General features: G+C 52.5%; 11 protein-coding genes and 2 pseudogenes. 10 read left to right on the top strand and 3 right to left on the bottom strand.

All coding sequences use genetic code 11. The annotated features are described in order from the left end of the window. From BLU15_RS37825 to BLU15_RS37815, 3 genes and pseudogenes are all read right to left on the bottom strand, one after another. Nucleotides 1-257: pseudogene (locus BLU15_RS37825) on the bottom strand (IS110 family transposase); the annotation flags it as partial. A 480-nt stretch (nt 258-737) separates the two neighbouring features. Then, entirely contained in the window at nt 738-5,594 is a 4,857-nt protein-coding gene (locus BLU15_RS37820; protein ID WP_090302400.1) for a glycosyltransferase, read from the bottom strand. A gap of 449 nt (nt 5,595-6,043) precedes the next feature. Continuing rightward, nucleotides 6,044-7,114 (bottom strand): class I SAM-dependent methyltransferase, encoded by a 1,071-nt coding sequence (locus tag BLU15_RS37815; RefSeq protein WP_143034357.1) that lies wholly within the window; start codon nt 7,112-7,114, stop codon nt 6,044-6,046. A gap of 286 nt (nt 7,115-7,400) precedes the next feature. On the opposite strand from BLU15_RS37815, the gene BLU15_RS37810 reads away from it, so the two are divergent. The 10 genes and pseudogenes from BLU15_RS37810 to BLU15_RS37765 form a co-directional block, all read left to right on the top strand. Continuing rightward, a complete protein-coding gene (locus tag BLU15_RS37810) occupies nt 7,401-8,345 on the top strand; it encodes a GDP-L-fucose synthase family protein (protein WP_090302398.1) in 945 nt (314 codons plus the stop codon). A 59-nt stretch (nt 8,346-8,404) separates the two neighbouring features. Continuing rightward, nucleotides 8,405-9,382 (top strand): GDP-mannose 4,6-dehydratase, encoded by a 978-nt coding sequence (gene gmd / locus BLU15_RS37805; RefSeq protein WP_090302395.1) that lies wholly within the window; start codon nt 8,405-8,407, stop codon nt 9,380-9,382. A gap of 24 nt (nt 9,383-9,406) precedes the next feature. Further along, the gene (locus tag BLU15_RS37800) at nt 9,407-10,393 is read left to right on the top strand and encodes a GDP-mannose 4,6-dehydratase (RefSeq protein ID WP_090302394.1); all 987 of its coding nucleotides are present in this window, start codon (nt 9,407-9,409) and stop codon (nt 10,391-10,393) included. A 58-nt stretch (nt 10,394-10,451) separates the two neighbouring features. Continuing rightward, nucleotides 10,452-12,584 carry a glycosyltransferase family 4 protein gene (locus BLU15_RS37795; protein ID WP_176960484.1) on the top strand — a complete coding sequence of 711 codons (2,133 nt, stop codon included), beginning with the start codon at nt 10,452-10,454 and terminating at the stop codon, nt 12,582-12,584. A 155-nt stretch (nt 12,585-12,739) separates the two neighbouring features. Next, nucleotides 12,740-15,250, top strand: coding sequence for a glycosyltransferase (locus tag BLU15_RS37790; RefSeq protein WP_176960483.1), 2,511 nt, complete (start codon nt 12,740-12,742; stop codon nt 15,248-15,250). Nucleotides 15,251-15,646: 396 nt separating this feature from the next. Next, complete coding sequence (locus tag BLU15_RS37785) at nt 15,647-16,474, top strand: ABC transporter permease (protein WP_090302387.1); 828 nt, start codon at nt 15,647-15,649, stop codon at nt 16,472-16,474. 516 nt (nt 16,475-16,990) lie between these two features. After that, on the top strand, nt 16,991-17,440 hold the full coding sequence (locus BLU15_RS37780) for an IS66-like element accessory protein TnpA (protein ID WP_090302385.1): 450 nt from the start codon (nt 16,991-16,993) through the stop codon (nt 17,438-17,440). Next, entirely contained in the window at nt 17,437-17,790 is a 354-nt protein-coding gene (gene tnpB, locus BLU15_RS37775) for an IS66 family insertion sequence element accessory protein TnpB (protein ID WP_018328350.1), read from the top strand. The genes BLU15_RS37780 and tnpB overlap by 4 nt, the downstream gene beginning before the upstream one ends. A gap of 45 nt (nt 17,791-17,835) precedes the next feature. Next, entirely contained in the window at nt 17,836-19,536 is a 1,701-nt protein-coding gene (locus tag BLU15_RS37770; RefSeq protein ID WP_090302383.1) for an IS66 family transposase, read from the top strand. 66 nt (nt 19,537-19,602) lie between these two features. Beyond that, nucleotides 19,603-19,863, top strand: a pseudogene (locus BLU15_RS37765) (transposase); the annotation flags it as partial. Nucleotides 19,864-19,869: the final 6 nt, after the last annotated feature.

Raw genomic sequence — 19,869 nt, 5'->3', positions numbered from 1 at the left:
GCCACAACGATGCATTCGTGGCCGAGTGAGCGGATCAGCCGGTAGAGCCCGTAGCCAGTGGGGCCCGCCTCGTAACAGAAATTCACGTGTTCAAACTTCGCCGCGATCTGCTTGATCACGCGACGTATCCCCGCGTCGGACGCCTCGACCTCGCCCCAATACCGCACCTCGCCATTCCGACCAGATTCGGCCACGGCAATCGCGTTCTTTAGCTTTGCAACATCGATTCCAACAAAAGCTTCTCTATAATCAGCCATGGCTCGTCCTCCTGTTATGAGGATCGGCCCGGCCTGTCCGAGCAACCCTCGGAAGAACAGTCTATGGCGAGCCACCTCACTCCCGAAGAAGGACATACGGTCTTACTCTGGACCTAATCCGCGTATCGCCATACCGGCCCGCGGTTCATGCAAAGCCGCAACGATGAGGCCTGACACATGACCGCACCCGATCACCTGCTCAAAAGTTCGAAGCCTACTTGCATAACCGGGAGCATCCACACATGCACGCCGGAACACACCCTGAGCGCACACGAGCCCAACTACTGCCAGTCGGAGTCTATGCTCCGCTTGCAAGGGAGTCAGTCGCATACTCGAAGGAACAAATGCGAGCAATCCGAAGGTTTGAAAAAGGGCCGACAAAGTTTCCGACTTTGCCGACCATTTGAAACAAAGCTACAATTCTGTGAGTCAAGTAACACTTCAGACCTCCCCAACGCGGCTGGAGGTCGTAGCCTTTGCTTATGGAAGGTAATGCACCGCCTGCACATTGAACGCGAGCGGTCGACCGTCGAGACTGCCATCATGATCGAACGGGCTAATACCATCGGGAGTGCAAATTGATAGCACGAACGCACCAAGTTCTGGATCGATAAGGGATTTCGGCAATCGCAATACGACCGGCCGACTTCCGGGGTCGCTACGAACGTCGCTGCCAACTTCCGTGCCGTCCACTAAGAAACGAAGCGAGCAGGGACCACGAGCAAGCAGCCCAGCATATACCTCGATATAGACGGCCACTGACACCATCTCGGAGGAATCAAGAAGGTGCGGCAACCGCAATTTAGTCGCTTCACCACCCGGTGACCAGACCAGGTTTGGTTCAGGCCGATGCCAGTTATCCAAAAGGAGTTCCCTGACATCATCACCAATTAACATCGTCGCGTTGGGTTTGAGATCGATCTCGCGCGCACTTCTTATGTTCAAACTTATGAGTTTGAAAGACAATGGACGGTTATCGGGATCAGCGTTTGGAGCGACAATCCCAGCGGGACCACGCAGAGTGATCCGCAATATACCATTTTCATCGACAGCTTGGTCAGTCGCAACAGGTATAGAAGTCGTCCATACACCGCTGCATGCACGCCAGACATTCTTTACCACCGCAGTGCCGACGAGAATTTCGAATTCTGCCCTGTGGTCGAACGCAAATATCCATTCGAACGGGTCGAGCGTCAATTCGACTTGGAGGTTCTTCGCTGAGACTTTCGGTAAGGCTAGATGCAGGGACGACCGCGAACCATTTGACCATGTTCCGTCCCCTTCCGGGGTAAACCATCCGCCGGCCATTCCCAGGGTAACGTTACTGCCTTGAACCAGCAAGATATCGTTATTCAAGCCGATCTTCGGTGGATGACCGAGCCATGAGACGTGTTTCAACTCATCTGACGTCCAATTCTGGTCGCGGGTCGAGCCATGCAGCTTTTCTGCAGGAACACGAGAAAACACTCCTGCCTCAAGTATCCTCAACTCATCCATTCGATCTGAATGTATTCCGAGAATAGTCGGTCGACCGAAGTCCACCCCGAGATCAGTCAATCTAAGGACTAGATTTTTCTGGCCCAGCGGGACTCGTAGCTTCGTAAACTTCTGCCCGTCTGCGACAACTTCGAGAACGCCAGTCGCCGTTGCCTCAATACCAAGCAGCAGGTACTTGTTTTTTTGAACGTCTTTCCCAGCCAGTGATAGCACAAGCTTATCGGGGCTAATTGGGCCGGTCTCGACTAATTCGCCTGTTCTAACGTTTAGTATTGGCTCTATCGCCATCGATTTGACGAATAGTCCCAAGGGGCGAGAATCAAGTGAATCAGCATTGTGGACTCTTGGCACTCGGGGGGCGCGGATGTTTAACCGAACGACGGCTTTTGTGCCGTCGACGAGAAGGTCGTGGTCAATTGGCGCGGAAAGCCAGCGCTCAGTTTTGTCAACTTTCCAAACTGCTATTACTGTGCCGTTCAGCACTACGTCGACGACCTGAGGTCCGAGATCCCCGCCGTCATACGCGAATGCCAGTATTGAGAGTGCAACTGGCTTTTTCTCTGTCAACTGGAAGCAAAATGCTGCTGCACTTCCAATTGTCCACCGACCTTCCGGTTCTGGGTTTCCCCAACCCCCTACAAGAACTCCGGATATAGCCTGATCAGACTCTGAATTGCCTTTGGGGGCGCCGAGAAGCGTTTGTGAGCCAATGGGAAGTTCGGCGAGTTCGACGTTTGCTTTGATCCCATTTAAGCGTGCGCCTATCGTTTGTGCCGTATCGCGCCAACTTTGACGCCGATAAGTCCGCGCGTTGTCTTCCTTCGCCTTAAGAAGGTGGGGCTGCAAGGCGTACCGCTCAATAGAAGCAACCCACGATACGAAATCCCGCGGGTCAATCATGTCCACCAACCCGGGCGCAATTTCTGGTAGTGATCCCGCATCTGACACGATGCAGAACTTGCCCAAGCTTAGGCTCTCTGCAACTGGAAGACCCCATCCCTCGTATAGGGAGGGATAGATAGTAAACATGCAATTCCGATAGAGCCACTGTAATGTTACATCGTTAATACCGTGCAGAATGTGGACAATGTTCTTCAATATTGGAGACGCGTCTAATCGCTCAATGATTGAGTCACCTCCCCATCCTCTGCTCCCAACGAGTATAAGCTTCGGAAACCGACCGGCGTGCTTCTCAGCAAGGCGTTCCCACACATCCAGAAGTAACTTGTGGTTTTTTCGCACATCGATTGAACTGACATACAAAACGAAAGGCTTGCTGCCGATTATCGGTGCAACATGGTCCAATTGAATGCTTGCGTTAGGATCTATGCTCTCTGCGTCATCCCCTAGTCGGAAAACGTCAATTGCCGGGGGCGCAACTTTTTCAGTGGCTGCAAATTGTAGGATATCGTCCTTACTCTTTTGCGAACACGTAAGGATCCGATCCGAGAAACTGATCAATCTCTTGCAGTTTGTTGCAAACTCGCCGCCCACACCAGGCGGAAACCAATTCATGAACTTCCACTGAATTACGTCGTATATGGTTGCGACGAGTTTGACGCCGCAGGCTTTACGGATCTGCTGTAAGTCGTTCAAATATTCAACGTTTCGAATCCATGCTCCACCAAAGACAATAACCGTGTCTCCTGGCTTGAACTCCATTTGGTCGTACGGAACTCTGCTATCTGAGTTCCGCAAGGAAGAAAAAGCTTCCGCCCCGCGAAGCAGATTTACGGCGCCGTCATGCAGTATTTCTTGTGAAACTGGCAGGAAGCATTTGAAATGAGAATTCCAAAGAAAAAACGAGACACGATCAGGATAAAGATTGGCCAGTTCGACCGCTAGGCGATCTTCTACGCGAGCAATTCCGCTCGGTGGCCCGTTGCGATGCGCAAGCGTGGTCAAGTCGAACAAAATGCGCCCGGAAGTGGGTGCAGGGGCTGTTGTCGAATTTGCAGCCGAGTGGTGCGCTATCGCCGACTCATACGCTTGGCGTGTTCCTCGGACATAAATGTCCCAATTAAACCTGGTGCGAACGTGATGTTTCAGTTTCTCGCGATCGTCGTCGGAGTATTCTTCTTCATATGCGCGAACCACAAGCTCGCGCAAGGAGACTGGATCGGCAGGATCGCAATACCAAGCATGGCTTCCGAAGTACTCCCTTTCCGACGAGCGGTCTGATAAAATCATCCGAGCGCCTGTGGCTCCCGCCTCCAATGCGGCAAGAGGTGCACCCTCCGACCAGCTTGGCATGCAAAAGACCTTTGCCCCTGCGAAAGCAGATGCTAAAATTTCGCTGTTTGGTTCTAGGCGACCGATAAAATGTACATTCGGGCCAGAAACTGATTTGACCAAGTTCAGATACAAGCCATCGTTGTTGTGACCGATGAATACAACGGGATAGGGAAGATCGCGCAAGGCGTACGCCAAGGTAAGTTGGTTCTTCCGGCTTTCTATTCGTCCGACCATCAAGACATAGTTACGAATGCCGTAGGCCTTCTCAAATACCTCCGGCGAGGCTTCGGTGAAATTCGTGGCGACGACCGGATTGTGCACTATACTATACGAACCCTCGGCCGGTTCAGCACCAATGCGCCGCAATTTCGCGAGTTCGTCCTGGCTCAAGAGAATCACGTGATCGACTTGCGCAAGCAGTTTGCGGATGCGCCCATAGTAGCTTGGCAGAATCTCATACGATGGGTTGGCTTTGGCGCGCCGTGCCGCGAGCCTCGCCCGCAATGCTTCGTAGCCTGGCAACACCAAGCGGTCATCTGCACCATGCGCAAATATCCCTGGAACCCCTTGAGAGTAGATATCGTGTTCTGTCAGGTCTAGATATATGGAAGAAAGCACAACTGGTTTACCGACCTTCTTCGCTTTTTGAATCAGCAATTCGCATGCTTCCGGTTCCCAAACGTTCATTATATGAACAATATCTGCGCATTCAGGATCAAAGCTGCTGGTGTGCTCGAACGTCGCATCAACGCCTGCCCTCTTGAGAGCGGTAGCTGTCATGGGGGCTCTAATCGAGGGCCCGCCAGCGCTCTCGGTCATCTCAACACCGTGAACGGCAATTACTGCACGCATATCTACAGGCGTGACAGCTGGACGCTCCCGCAGGATTTGCTTCTCGCCAGCCATCGATATGAATAACTCATGGTGCTGGTTTGCCCAATTGTTCCATGTGTATGCCTCCACGCTCTGTCGTAGCTTAGCCCGCTTGTCGAGAAGCGCTAGCAGCACACGCCGCAGATCCCCTGCGTCGCCAGTTCTAAACTCGATGTGGGGGAACTCCGGAACCCAACCAACAGGCGGTGCAATCACTTCAACGCCGGAAGCCAAGGCTTCCAGAACGCACATTGGCCCGCCTTCAATCCGGGCCGGAACCAGAACATAGTCTAGAGAGCGATAAAAATTCGGTAGGTCCTCCTCAGACACGAACTGCGACGGGCCCGGCCAGCCTTCCCCCGTGAAAACCCATTCGATACCTGGAACATCTTGAACTGCGGCAACTAGATCTTCGCCCTTCCTTCCGGTGTGGTATGTTCGCCCGATGACCCCGATGCGAAGTTTGGGCGAAAAGCGTTCCAGATCGACGCCCGGAGAAATCACCGTAGTCCGCGAAGCCCTGCCGACCAAAAGGGCTTCAGTTGCCCGAGACATCGCCACGCATAGGTCAACCCTTGAGGCTACATCAAAGAACTTCTTAGCAGCGGCCTCCTGCTGCTCCAAGTGCGTGAACAGGCCAATTTCATGAGGTGATACACGGCCTTTATATGTGCCATATGTCATGTAGTATTGAATGACGGCATCTGGGTTTGGAATTGTGTCATAGGACACATACGGCAATCTTCGCGTCAATTCCTCGGCAAGTCGCTCCAGGATCCACCCGCGGTCCGAGACAACCACATGCACCGATGAAATTGATGAATTAGTCACAATATACCTTACCTATTATAGCTGAACGAAGCAGATCCCGCCGATGGGTCAATATCGGGGACTAACCCAATTCGCTTTGGTTCCCAAGCGGAATCTGTCAATCTGGCCATTATGCGGCGATTCAGGCGCATGCTCAGCGCTGTGGTGCAATTAGGCGAAAACTTTGGCCCATTATCGCGGCCCGTGAGCCGTTCCACGTTGGTTGAGCCGCCTTTGCGTGTAATTTGGACCGCGGATCGTAATTGACGTAGTTCGAGCCCCGTATCCCTGCGTCGAGATATTCGCTTCTTACGCGTCATAATCGACCTACTTCATCAGCTTGGTCAACGCGCTCCCCGTGTTCGGTCGATTCATCTTTGATGTAGTTCTATGATCACATCCGCAGATCGGGCACCCTGCGCGGCGAACCACATTACATGTTCATAAACAAGATCGATATGAACTAACGTTGGCCCCGGCGGGGCGGAGCCGGTCCTGAGGTCAATAGAAAATTCAATAGTTTCGCCAGCAGATAAAACAGGGCGATTGATAAACGCTCGAGTAGCGTCGACCTTTTTACCGGTGGCCGATTTCAATTCAGCCCCCACCCGCAATACAGCAGTGTCCATGAGAATCACGGGCCAATCTTCGCTGGTCGTGTTTCTAACGAATCCAGTAATCGTGATTGTCTCGCCTTGCGCCACCGCATCGGGCACGGGGCTAAGCGTAATGCAATGCCGGAAGTCGGTGATGTTGCTGACCACCCTCTTGGAATACTCTTTTAAGTTTTCTTCGTTTCGCGGGGGGGGGAGGTGCTCGCTAAACCGTTCCAAAATGCTCAATCTGCTTAGCTTCTCAACGACGGTCTCGTCTAACGAATCTTCAATCGATTGAGGTAATAGGTACCACAAACTGCCTATTGTTCGGAGTGCCCGCTCCATCCTCTTCGCATATCGCTGCGCCCCGTTTTGAACATCGGGGAAATTGCGATGATAGTCGTGCCCACAGAGGATGCCGCCCGGTGTCAAATGGCTCGACCAAAACTCAATGTTTTGTGAAAAGATTGGGTCCGTGTGAACAGCATCTTCAAAATACAGATCAATTTTCCGATGCCAGTCGGAGAAATCCTGTGGGCTAAACCCTTGTAACGCCACAACGTTTTCGCAATCTGATGTATTCTTCACAAACTGCGCTTTGGAAAATTGTTGCTGGTTTTGGTGCGCAAGCTGGACGAAGTTTGAACCTTTCCCGGCCTCCCAAGGGTCTATACAATAAACGGTAGTGGTCGGATCCGCGCTCTTTGCCCAAATCCAACTGGAGAGCCCCAAGAGTGACCCTACTTCTACGATAGCTCCCCCTGCCGGAACGAGTCCGGCGAGAATCTCAATTCCCTGCATCTCCTGCTCGCGCAATTGACCAGGGATATTCCTCTTTATCGGCATCTCAGGAGTCTTGCTGGTTAACTGCTGTAGGCGATAGCAAATTTGGGGAAATTACGCAATTCATTTGGCGGTCCCGACGTGTGACGTAAATTTCGCTCTCTCCAGACCGGGGCGTTCATTCGCCTTTTCAACTGCGGCTTGCGTGGTATCTTCGTTTGTGCAGTGTCCCGATATTGAGTTTGGTGGCCTGATTTGTGGCCGTATTTCCCTTGCATAATTCGCCCACATTTCATAACTACAGCGCAAATTCGAGCTGACGTAACGAGATTTGAGCTGAGCTGAGCACATGACAGATTGTGGTATATGGATCGCTGGGCACAACGGGATGGTGGGGTCTGCCATCAAGCGGCTGCTCGAGGGGCAAGGGCGAAAAACGCTAGTCGTTGATAGGTCCGAGTTGGACCTCAGAGATCAGGGCGCCGTGGTTAGGTGGTTGAAGGCAAACAAACCAAGCTCGGTTATTTTTGCAGCTGCCAAAGTAGGTGGCATTTATGCCAACGACCACTACCCCGCAGACTTTATTTACGATAACCTCGCAATTGAGACCAATATCATTCACGGGGCTCATCTGGCAGGGATAGATCGGCTGGTATTCCTTGGTTCATCCTGTATTTATCCAAAGTTTGCGCCCCAACCTATTCCAGAAAGCGCTTTACTTACAGGGCCTCTCGAGCCAACCAACGAGTGGTATGCCATTGCAAAAATTGCGGGAATCAAGCTTTGTCAAGCATATCGGAAGCAGTATGGTCGCAGGTACATTTCGGTCATGCCGTGCAATCTATATGGCCCTCGAGATAACTATAACCTCCAAACTAGCCACGTCATTCCTGCGTTAATACGTAAATTTCACGAAGCAAAACTAGCTGCTTCATCGCAAGTGGTAGTTTGGGGAAGCGGGCGCCCACTCAGGGAATTCCTTCACGTTGACGATCTAGCTAAAGGCGTCGTTTACTGTCACGATCACTATGACGAGTACGAGCATGTCAATTGCGGAGCCGGCTCTGAGGTCAGCATCAGGCAGTTGGCAGAGTTGGTGGGGAGCGTCGTCGGATATAGCGGGGACGTCGTATTTGACGTAAGCCGTCCGGATGGGACGCCGCGGAAGTTGATGGACTCATCTAAGCTTGCTGCCCTTGGATGGCGCCCAGAAATCGATCTCCGTTCAGGATTAGCCAGTTCTTATAGTTGGTATTTGGAGCATATAGAGAATCAGGGTCAACGAGAAGCTTGAGATAAAGCAAGCTCAATCTTGCGAGTTGCCGTTCTAGATATCGAATTTCTGGAGTTAAAATGTCGAAAAAAGCATTGATTACTGGGATCACTGGCCAAGACGGGGCATACCTCAGTGCTTTTCTTTTGGATAAAGGCTATGAGGTTTATGGGATGGTCAGAAGATCGTCTCATGCGGGTGTGGCGGATCACCGATTGAGATGGCTGGGGATAGCCGGTGATGTAAGGTTGGTGGATTGCAACCTTCTCGACGCTGCCGCTCTAATTCGTTTGGTGGCGGAAGTGAAGCCCGATGAGGTTTACAACCTTGCGGCGCAATCATTTGTCGCAACATCTTGGGCGCAGCCTAGTCTGACCGGTCAAGTTACAGCTCTCGGCGCTCTTAATGTTCTGGAGGCTGTCCGAACGGCGGCTCCGGAGGCGCGGTTTTATCAGGCGTCATCGTCTGAGATGTATGGGTTAATTCAAGAGCCTGTGCAAAGCGAGCAGACTCCGTTCTATCCGCGGTCACCTTACGCCGTTGCGAAGCTTTTTGCCCATTGGGCAACCGTTAATTACAGGGAGAGTTTTAGCCTCCACGCATCCTCCGGGATATTGTTCAATCATGAGAGTCCATTGCGCGGTATCGAATTTGTGACGAGAAAGGTCACCGATGGTGTTGCGCGCATCAAGCTGGGATTGTCCACTGAGTTGGCATTAGGCAACATCGATGCCAAGCGGGACTGGGGACATGCTAAGGACTATGTGCGAGCGATGTGGCTAATGCTGCAGCAAGATGTGGCGGATGATTATGTTGTTGCAACGGGACGTACGACCACTGTTAGGGATATGTGCGCTATCGCCTTTGCGCATGTGGATTTAAAGATGGAAGACCATCTGCGCATTGATCCTGCACTCTATCGACCAGCGGAAGTTGAGGTTCTTCTTGGCAATCCTGCTAAGGCAAAAGAGAAGCTTGGATGGACACCGGAGATTGGCTTGGAATTATTGATTGCTGAGATGGTTGACGCAGACTTGGCGCGCTTGGCTAAGCGTTAGTTCTGAAACCGATGACGCGCCAGTATGGTTAGTAGCTCTGAACCCACTATTCTGTTGACAGGAGGTGCGGGGTTCGTCGGACAAGTACTTTGCCGGCAACTCTGTAGATCCTTTCCGGCATCGCGTCGGGTAGTATTGACGCGGAATATCTTGTTTAGCGAACAGGGTTGGGAAACGGCCATCGCGGACATCACCGATTTCGGTGCTGTCCGATCACTAGTCGCGGATGTAAAGCCAGATGTCGTGTTGCACCTGGCTGCCCAAGCTTCAGTCGCAAATGCTCAGGGACAAGCAGAGCAAACATGGCGCACTAATTTCATTGGTACGATGTCTATCGGCTCGGCGATCGCTCAGTCAGTGCCCGCCGCGCTTGTTCTCTTTTCGTCATCCGGAGAGGTATATGGATCAAATCTTCGCTCCGGTCCCGCGAATGAGGAAGTCGACCCACAGCCGCTTAATCCGTACTCTTCATCAAAGCTAGCAGGAGAGAGAGTTCTCAGGGATATTTTATCACCGCAGAATAAATTGATTATCGCGCGATCGTTCAATCATTCGGGTGCCGGCCAAGACCGAAGGTTTGTGCTACCCAGTTTTGCTGCTCAAGTAGTTGAAGCGGAGTTTGGATTGCGAAAGCCTGAACTCCACGTGGGGAATCTTGAAGCAAAGAGGGATTTCCTCCACGTCAACGATGTTGTCGAGGCTTACTTGGGGCTCATCAACGCCGCGCGCACCTTACCTTCCTTGACCGTAGTGAATGTCTGTTCGGGCCGTGCACTTCCAATTAGCTTTTATCTCGCTGAAATGCAGAAGATGGCGAAAGTGCCTTTTCAGGTTATCGTTGACAAGGACAGGATGAGACCTTCAGAAATTCCGAGCGCCTGCGGTGATAATTCTCTGCTTCGGTCACTAATAGCCTGGTCACCAAGGACATCTCCTAGCACCATAGTTCATGAACTTCTCACATGTTGGCGAAAGACGTATGCGCGAGATTGCAAAAGTACTGTTGAGTAGGCTGCGCACAACGTTCCCTATAGAGCTTAAGATGAAGGCGCTCCGGGGGGTTAGGCTCTTGGATAAACAGCGCTACACATGGGCCGTCACAGATGAAGACCCCCAGTTTGGTTTGAGCGCACGATACGGCCTATATTTGCAAAGCGGCTTTTATCGTCTTAGTGCGGTTGAAGGGAGATACATCAACCGGCTACAAGGATCCTCTTTATACTATGACTTGGGCCGAGGTTTCAATGAAAATGATCGTCTCGATCTGAAATTTCGGCAGGATGAAGAGCGAGGGTTTGCTGCGTACTTTGCTATCAATGAGCCAGTGTACAAGTTACGTTTCGATCCGATCGAAGGCGGTAGAATTACGTTCTCTGCCCGCGGCTTTCTCCTAGAGCGCTTGGACGAAGCCGACTGGAGTGCGGCACGGGCTCGTCCCGTCCATCCACGCAGACGATATGAGAAAGGTGACGGCGAGCTGAGATTGCTTGTCAATCTGTTTAGGTTGTTGCCAGCGCACAAAGGCGCAGGTGGCGCGGGCAGACTTGCGCTTGCATTCTTAAGATTTCTCCCCGAATTCGCAAATGTTCGCGTAGTGATTGCAGACCACAATGAGAGCTTAGTGTCGGAGTTTCCCGAAGTTGAGTTTGTGTTGGCGAGTACCGAAACTTTCTCCGAGTTCGAAGAGCACCTTAATTGGTGCGATTGCTATTTTGATTTTTTGAACGGGCTCCGTCCGAGTTATATACCACGGCGTGTGGTCGTTCTTGCTTGCGTTCTTGATTTGCAGCATATGCGGCTGCCGACATTGTTCTCGCAAAACGAACTCGAGATTCGCTTGCGAGAGTATGGTTATGCAATAGGCAGAGCAAATCGCCTTATTGCGATTTCTGACTATGAGAGTGAAAATCTCAGGTACTTCTACGGAAAGACTAATGTTAGTGTAGTGCACCTAAGTGGGTTCGCCGCGGAGGACTTTATTGAGGATCATCCCAGAACTATCCTACGGCCGAAACCTTACCATAAAACGCACCTCATCTACCCTGCTGTTCCTTGGGGTCATAAAAATCACGAGACGCTAATACAAGCTGTTGCTGCTCTCAAAAAGACGGGTAGAAGCATTCGGTTGGTTTTGACTAATACAGAATCTAGTCCAGTGAACAGAGAAAAGCTGGTACGCCTTTGCGATCGGTTTGGGTTGGGTGAAGAAGTTGAGCTTCGAGGGTTTCTTAGCGAGCCGGAGTTGATCGACTTAATGCGTAAGAGTTCTGGCGTAGTGTTCCCATCTCTGTACGAGGGATTTGGTATACCGCTAGTGGACGCGATGAAACTTGGCGTTCCAATCCTCGCTAGCAACATACCCGCTGTGCGGGAGATCTGCGGCACTGGCGCCGAATATTTTTCTAACCATCGAAACGCGCTCTCCCTGGCAGAAGATATATGGAGATTTTGGTGTGCCGATGACAAAGCGGAAAAGGTGGCAGCTCGGCGTGACCGTGCATGTGTTTTTTCGAGCCGGCGCATGGCGGAGGAAGTTGTGATTGCTGCCAGAGAAGCGGTGGCGTCTCAAACCTGTCAAACGGCGAATGCTTCCTACCTCATGGCGCCGCAAAGAAGTGTCCTTTCGCTCCTAATGCTTATTAAGAGCTGTGATGGCGTTGATCCACGTGAGATTTTACGCTCCATGGAGGAAATGCAGCGCGGTCTTGGAGAAGGAGTGGATTTAACCGTCGCAGTTGGCAGTGATGTTATTTCCGATGAATTGGCACTACAGAGCTTCGCGGCGTGCGATAGATTGATTCTCTTCGATGCAGCGTCAGCGGATTCCCAAAACTCCGCAGTTGAAGAGTTCGCGAGGCGCTATAATAACAGTGAGTTTCAGATGATCATCGATTGGGGAGAGCGCAGAGCGTTTTCCATCAACCAGGTTATCGCTATGCTCCAAAGCCTCCAACATAGCGAAAGCGCTATGTACGCAGTGGTGGACCCGTCAACGAAGGACGTAGCTGTCGGGAATAAATTCACTGAACTGGAAGTGATAGAACGTTTCGAAGAGAATCGAGCGAGGGGCAATATCATCTTGGGAGTGATGTTTCGTGCGGGAGGGCGTTTTCAAGAGGTGCGTAACGGTACGATTCAATTTTTGAGTGCCTATTGTTCAGAGGATGATTTCATACGCGTGCCCGCGGAGAAAGCGATTTGAGGATGGTTTCCAGGACGCTTGGTCGGCTAGCCGGTGTGATTAGCGCTAAGGGATTTCGCTTCAAGCGAAGCGAGGAAACAGATCGTGACGCAAAGGGGGGGCCTCACGATAGAAGCGATTGCAATCCCATGTCTCCGCTATGGCAGAGTGGATCTTTGCCTATCGTTGGCATTGTTACTCCGGTACGTAACAGGATAGCCTGGAGCGTTTCTTTTGTTCAGCAGATTCTTGCACAAAGTTATCCCTTCATTCGTATTTACGTTGTCGATGCTTCATCAACTGATGGAACGCCGCTGGCTATACAGGCCTTGGGCCATCCTGCAGTCCGGCTGATACCGGTTTCTTCAAGCAACTACTGGACTGGGGCCACCAACGAAGGCGTGAGTTGCGCCCTCGCAGATGGCTGCGACTACATTATTACCTTAAATGATGATGCAATAGTTCCAAGGGGTTTTGTTGAAACACTGGTATCTACGGCTATACGTCGAGGCATAAAGATTCTTGGAAGTATGATATCATACTCACATGAACCCGGCAGGATATGGGGGGCGGGTAGCTACAATGACTGGTCCGCAGGAAACTTCCTTCAGACGAAATTTGCGAACACTTGGTATGCGCAGCAGGGTGAACTTGGGAATGAGGTGATCGAGGCCGAATGCTTATGCGGAAACGGGACGCTGATCGAAGCATCTGTCTTTGAGAAGATCGGTGTCTACAATTCAAAATTTACGCCGCACTATCATGCCGATACTGAGTTCACGCTGAGAGCTCGGCGATATGGGATCAATTCATTTGTCGCCACAAAGGCATGGATCTACAATCGCTTCTACGAATCAACAGACGGAGCAATGACAGCGCGGAACCGGCGCTATTTTTCACTTCGCTCGGCAAATTACCTGAGGCCCATCCTGTTTGTACTCCAGCAGTATTGCCCTTCTGGCGATAGAGTTGTTGCCTTCTGTAAATATGTTGAAAGGTATCTTTTTGATGCTGATCAAAGGACAATTTCTCGATTGGTTAGGTGCGCCTTCTTCTTGTCTGATCTATCGGCCAAGGGTGAGTTTACTGGGAAAAATTTCTATTCGTCGGGAAGTCGCGAATTAGATTTTTGCTCAGATCTGCATTTTACACTGCAGCTTAAAGGTCGCGAGTTCTTGATGGTCTCCGCGATGTTATTGCTTCGTCGTCAATTTACAGATGTTGAGAAAAAACACTATCTACAGTATGTTGAAACGGAAGAATCTCGTCGACTAGTCCTTCTCGATTTAATGAAACGACCGGAGTTTATGGCATGGGGAAACGTTACTCCAGAAGTTTCTCTGCTTCTGGGTAATTCCAAGTCGGACCCTTTGTTGTTTAAAAATTCTTCCGATGTTTCGTTTGCTATTGGTGCCTTGCTAAGTTCTTACGGTAAACTTCCGAATTCTCGCCAATTCAGGGAGGTTTTGGACTTGTTGCTTACAAAACCTAGGGGGGTACTTTATCCGCATTTGAGTTCATCCGACGGGAATTCTGTAGGCGCACCTCCTTGCATCGAAAGTGAACAAGAGGACAATGTTCAGAAGCCTGTCGTGTACGTTAATGGAGACGTGCTCTGCATGGCTGAACTCGATAGCCGCGCGCGAACGGGGGTATTCCGCTACGTTGAGGCGATCGTGGACCAAATCCTTGATGAAGGTAAGGTCATCGCGCGAATATTCCATTCAAGTGATCTTGACGATGGCTGGGAGAAAGTGGTTCGAAGATTGCCGCACCTCAGTCACTATCATGTCGATAAGCCCATCCGGCCCTCGAATGGGTCTAGGAAGGATATCGTGTTTTACCCTTACTTTCCGTTTAGTGATTTTGACCCTCGGTTCTTGGATCAAAAAAGGGTCTTCACGCTTTGCGATCTGTTTCCTGCCACCAATCCAGAATGGTTCACGAAAGAGGCAACAACGAATTTCCTCCGGCAACTTCGACATCTACCGTCTGCAGATCATATCATCTGTATTTCGGCTGAGACTGAGAAGAATCTCAGGAGATATGCGCCGACCTTGAAGGGAAGCACGTCCGTCGCCTACCTCGGTGTCCGCACCCCTGTTTGGGACATTGAGAGCGCAGTGACGAAACCAGATTTTACGCCGTCCGGGCGTTACATGCTTTGTATTGGAACCCTGGAACCACGGAAGAACTTGGCGACTGTTATCAAAGCAATGACGCGTCTCCAGCAAACGGAATTTGCGGATGTGCATCTTGTGGTAGTTGGTGCCTCTGGATGGAACGTTAATTTTGCGGAGGAGGCGAAAAGTCTGGATGGAAAAATTGTCTTCCTTGGTCACGTAGAAGATGAAGTGCTCTGGAAATTGTATCGATCCGCAGTGTGCACGGTTTTCCCGTCTCTAGCTGAAGGTTTTGGCTTTCCTATTGTCGAGTCCTTCGCGAGCGGTACCCCTGTCATTACGTCGAATCTTTCTAGTATGAAGGAAATTGCCGGAGAAGATGCCATTCTGGTCGATCCATTAGATGATGCTGACCTGTGTCGAGCCATGGTCTCTCTTTTGAGCAATCCGGACCAGGGTAGGGCGCTTGCTATCAGGGGATTGCAGCGAGCACATGAATTTTCTTGGGGCAAGTGTCTATCGTCCCATGTGAGCGAGTTTGTGCGAGTCTACCAGGAGGCTTGACGTCCTTGCGTGTAATACCCAAAGAGGGTATGCGTGCACCCACCGTGAAACGGCAACCCTGGGGCGGATGATTCCGTAGATCACTTCTGGCAATGTCGATTGTCCGATCACCGTCGAGTGAAGATGGAACGGAACGTTGGGCACCGCTATCGGTTTGGCGTCGCGATTCTTTTGGATTGATGGCGAAGATGCTGGCAGAGGGACCAGTTTGCCTTCTGCCCCTGCGTTTCTAGGCCTGATTTGATAGACGCGATTGACGAGTTTGCTGTGTCAATGAGCCCGCTCTGATCTCCTTAAGAGCCATCATCCTGGGGCCGAGAGATCTTGCGACAGCAAACCTATCAGGTGGATAGCTTCGGAGATCAGGATAAAACTACGAGTAGAAAGGGTTGCTTGATGCAGCGCCGCTTAGAAAACATAAGCCGTCAGCAAAGCTACGCTGGTAGGGCTCCGGTTTCAGTTGCGCTAAAGCGCCAGATTAACGTTATGCATGCGGTCATCCTTCGAGATATTAGAAGTAGATACTTCAATCATGGACTCGGTTTCCTTGTGGCCCCATTGTTTCCAGTTGCACATGTTGGAGTGTTATTGACCATCTATACATTCACGGGCCGACACGCGGTCTTCGGCGACGACATGATGCTATTTTTCGCAACCGGCTTGATGCCCGTGCTCACGATAACTTACGTGTCTAGATTCATGTCTTCCTCGATAGTGGCCAATAGGAACATGCTATCCTTCCCGGCGGTGCACTTGATGGATATCGTCTTGGCCCGATCGTTGCTGGAGTTTGCCGCAATTGTAATCTCTGTGATGATCATCATCGCAATTTTGATTAGTTTCGGGACCGATCCATTTCCGTATTGGCCTGCGCAAGCGTTGGCCTGTATGGCGGTCACTGCGCTGTTGGCAGTGGGTGTCGGAATCATTGTTAGTGTTATTTCAGCGATGCTACCTGCAGCTGCTATGATTTATGCGCTCTTCACTGTAGTGGTATATCTCAGCTCCGGTGCGCCGATATACTTAGACAATTTCCCCGAGGAGGTTGTTTATCTATTGTCGTTTAATCCGGCGTTCCAGTGCGTCTCTTGGATGCGCCAGGCATACTATCAGGGTTATCCTGCTCCTTTTCTTGATAAGACATATCTTAGCATGTGGGCTTTGTGCGCTCTGACCATCGGTCTATTTATGGAGCGTGGGCTCAGGAAGTATATTTTGCAGTAGTGGCCGCGCCTACTTTCGTCGAGGCTTTCATGGGGGCTCGGCAGCGAAATTGCGTAGCGCAGCCATAACCAGGCGAGCTCGACCATCGCCGTTCGCAGCCGCGGATTGCCCGCTTTCGGACGCCCTGCGCGCGATTGATCCGCGCCGCGGCTCGATTGAAGCGCCTCTTCGGCCACCGTAAGGAAATACCAGATTTGGCGTAGTCCCATCACGATGCTCCTTACGTCGGCTCACACAACGATGCGTCGGCCGGTAAACTGGCAGGGCGTCAATTGTTGAGTGTTGATGAAAAGTTCGCGCACACGCGCAGACACGGCTGGAAGAATCGCCGGACATTGCCTACGCCGATAGTCACAAACGCTTCCAGCTCTCTCGTCAAGCGCCTTCGATAAATCCGTATTCTTTTTTGGAGTTACTAATGGCCGAACTTACTCCGGAAGCTAACCGAGCCGCTCGGTACGCATCCGAGGAGGGCCGCCTTGCTGAGAAGTGAGGGGAGTTGGATGTTCTGTCTATATGGACGTCAATATAGACAGTGTGAGAACCGTGGATTTAACGATAGAGAAGCGGCCGCAAGTCAGCCGTATGGAGATTGTCGATAGCGGTCGACGTCGCCGTTTCAGCGACGAGACCAAACTTGCGATCGTAGCGGAGAGTTATTCCGCCCCGCGGCAGGTCACGGCAACGGCGCGCCGACATGGCATCACGCGCTTTCAGTTGAACGACTGGCGTAAGGCAGCTCGCGAGGGACGGCTCGGCAATGGCCCGGGGAGTGAAGGGTTTGTTGCTGCACTGTTTGTCCCGGAGCCAGGCATGCCGGTCGCTGCGACGGCGACCAAGCCTTCAATGGCCCAAGGTGGCCTTATGGAGGTTGTCAGCGCCAATGGTCGCCGTGTGATCGTGGACCGCGATGTCGACGTTGAAGCGCTGCTTCGGGTCTTGCGTGGACTGGAGGCGCTGCGATGAATCCGTTTCCGATGGGAACAGGGGTCAAGGTCTGGCTTTCGACGGGCTATACGGACATGCGCTGTGGCTTTCCCTCCCTGGCGCTTCGAGTGCAGGAGGTTCTGCAGCATGATCCATTCTCAGGGCATCTCTTCGTCTTCCGGGGGCGCAGATCGGATATCTTGAAGATCATCTGGCATGATGGTCTGGGTGCCTGCCTTTTTACCCGGCGGCTGGAGAAGGGCCGGTTTATCTGGCCGAATATGGAGGGCGGCGCGGTAGCGATCTCACCGGCGCAATTGTCTTATTTGTTGTCCGGGATCGATTGGCGCAATCCGCAGGAAACCTGGCGTCCGACACGGGTCGGATAGCATTATTACATTGAAAATATTGAGTGAATCTGATCGAATGGCTTCATGACTTCGAAGCCTGTGGATCTTCCTGCGGACCTTGCGAGCGCCTATCTGGCGCTGCTTTCCGAGCGTGAGATGTTGCAGGCTGAACGTGATGTCGTTGTCGCCGAGCGCGATACCGTCGCCGCCGAGCGGGACATTGCGGTGGCGCAAGCCGCCAATGCCCAGGCGATGCTGTCCGACAGTGAGGCGCTGATCGCCAAACTGGAGCTGGCGATCGAAAAGCTGAGGCGGGAGCTTCGCGGGAAGCGTTCCGAGCGCACGGCGCGATTGCTTGACCAGATGGAATTGCAGCTCGAAGAGCTGGTGATGGCGGCGACAGAGGACGAGGTTGCAGCGCAGGCGGCTGCCGCCAAGACCGCGAGCGTGCGTTCGTTCACACGCAAGCGGCCGGTGCGAAAGCCGTGGCCGGAGGATGTCGAACGCAAGCGTGTGGTCATCGATCCTCCCAGCACCTGTGCATGCTGTGGCGGATCCCGGCTTTCCAAGCTGGGCGAGGATGTGACCGAAACGCTGGAGGAGATCCCGCGCCGGTTTATCGTGATCGAAACCGTACGCGAGAAATTTACCTGCCGGGACTGCGAGGCGATCAGCCAGCCGCCAGCGCCGTTCCATGCGACGCCGCGCGGCTTCATCGGTCCTCATCTGCTGGCAACGATCCTGTTCGATAAGTTTGGGATGCATAGTCCGCTCAACCGCCAGAGCACCCGGTTCAAATGCGAGGGCCTCGAGCTTTCGACCTCGACGCTGGCCGACCAGGTCGGGCATGGAACGGCCGCGCTCCTGCCGATCTTTGATCTGATCGAAACGCATGTCTTCGCGGCCCAGCGCCTTTTTGGCGACGACACCACCATTCCCATCCAGGCCAAAGACAAATGCACGACTGGGCGAATATGGACCTACGTGCGCGATGACCGGTCCTACGGCGGCGCGGCAGCGCCGGCGGCCATATACTATGCTTCGAGCGACCGCCGCGGCGAGCACCCGCAGAAGCACCTGGCCGAGTATGGCGGCATTCTGCAGAGTGATTGTTACAATGGCTTCGAGCCGCTCAGTGTCGCCGAGAAGAAAGCGGTACCGATCACCTTCGCCTTTTGCCACGCGCATGCGCGGCGCAAATTCTTTGAGCTGGCCGACATTCAGAAAAATGCCCGCGACCACAACCGCAAGGGCAAGCCGATCTCGCCGATCGCCCTGGAGGCCGTCCAACGGTACGACGCGCTGTTTGAGATCGAGCGCGACATCAATGGATTGAGCGCCGCAGAACGGTTGGCCGCGCGGCAGGATAGGAGCAAGCCGCTGTTCGACGACATGCACGCGTGGCTGAAACGGGAGCGCGCCACGCTCAGCAAATCGTCCGAGGTGATCGAGCCGATCGATTACATGCTGAAGCGTTGGGATGGCTTTGCCCGTTTCCTCGAAGATGGCCGGATTTGTCTGACGAACAATGCCGCCGAGCGCGCGCTGAGAGGAATTGCCCTCGGGCGTCGAAACTGGACCTTCGCCGGTTCCCAGCGTGGGGCCGATCGAGCCGCCATCATGCTCTCCGTCATCACGACTTGCCGTCTCAACGACGTCGACCCAAAGGCATGGCTCGCCGATGTATTCGCCCGCATCGCCGATCTTCCCGTCTCCCGCCTGCACGAACTGCTGCCGTGGCAATGGAAGGCCCACAAAGGCACAGCTATTGCGGCGGTCGGGTAATCCTCCCGCAAAATAACGGGCTTCAAAAGTAGAATTTTCTCGGGCTTTATGATCGAGGAGATTTTGATGAAGACGAGCAGATTTAGCGAACCCCAAATCCTTGCCATCCTGCGCCAGGCGGAAGGCGGTGTACCGGTACCGGAGCTGTGCCGGGAACACGGTATGAGCACGGCGTCCTTTTACAAGTGGCGAGCCAAATACGGCGGTATGGATGCCTCGATGATTAGCCAAATGAAGGCTTTGGAAGAGGAGAACCGACGGCTCAAGAAGATGTATGCGGAGATGAGCATGCAGGCAGACCTTCTGAAGGAGGCCCTGGGAAAAAAGTGACGC

The sequence above is a fragment of the Ensifer sp. YR511 genome, from assembly GCF_900103045.1.
Taxonomy (GTDB): domain Bacteria; phylum Pseudomonadota; class Alphaproteobacteria; order Rhizobiales; family Rhizobiaceae; genus Ensifer; species Ensifer adhaerens.
This window is presented reverse-complemented; position numbering and strand designations above follow the sequence as displayed.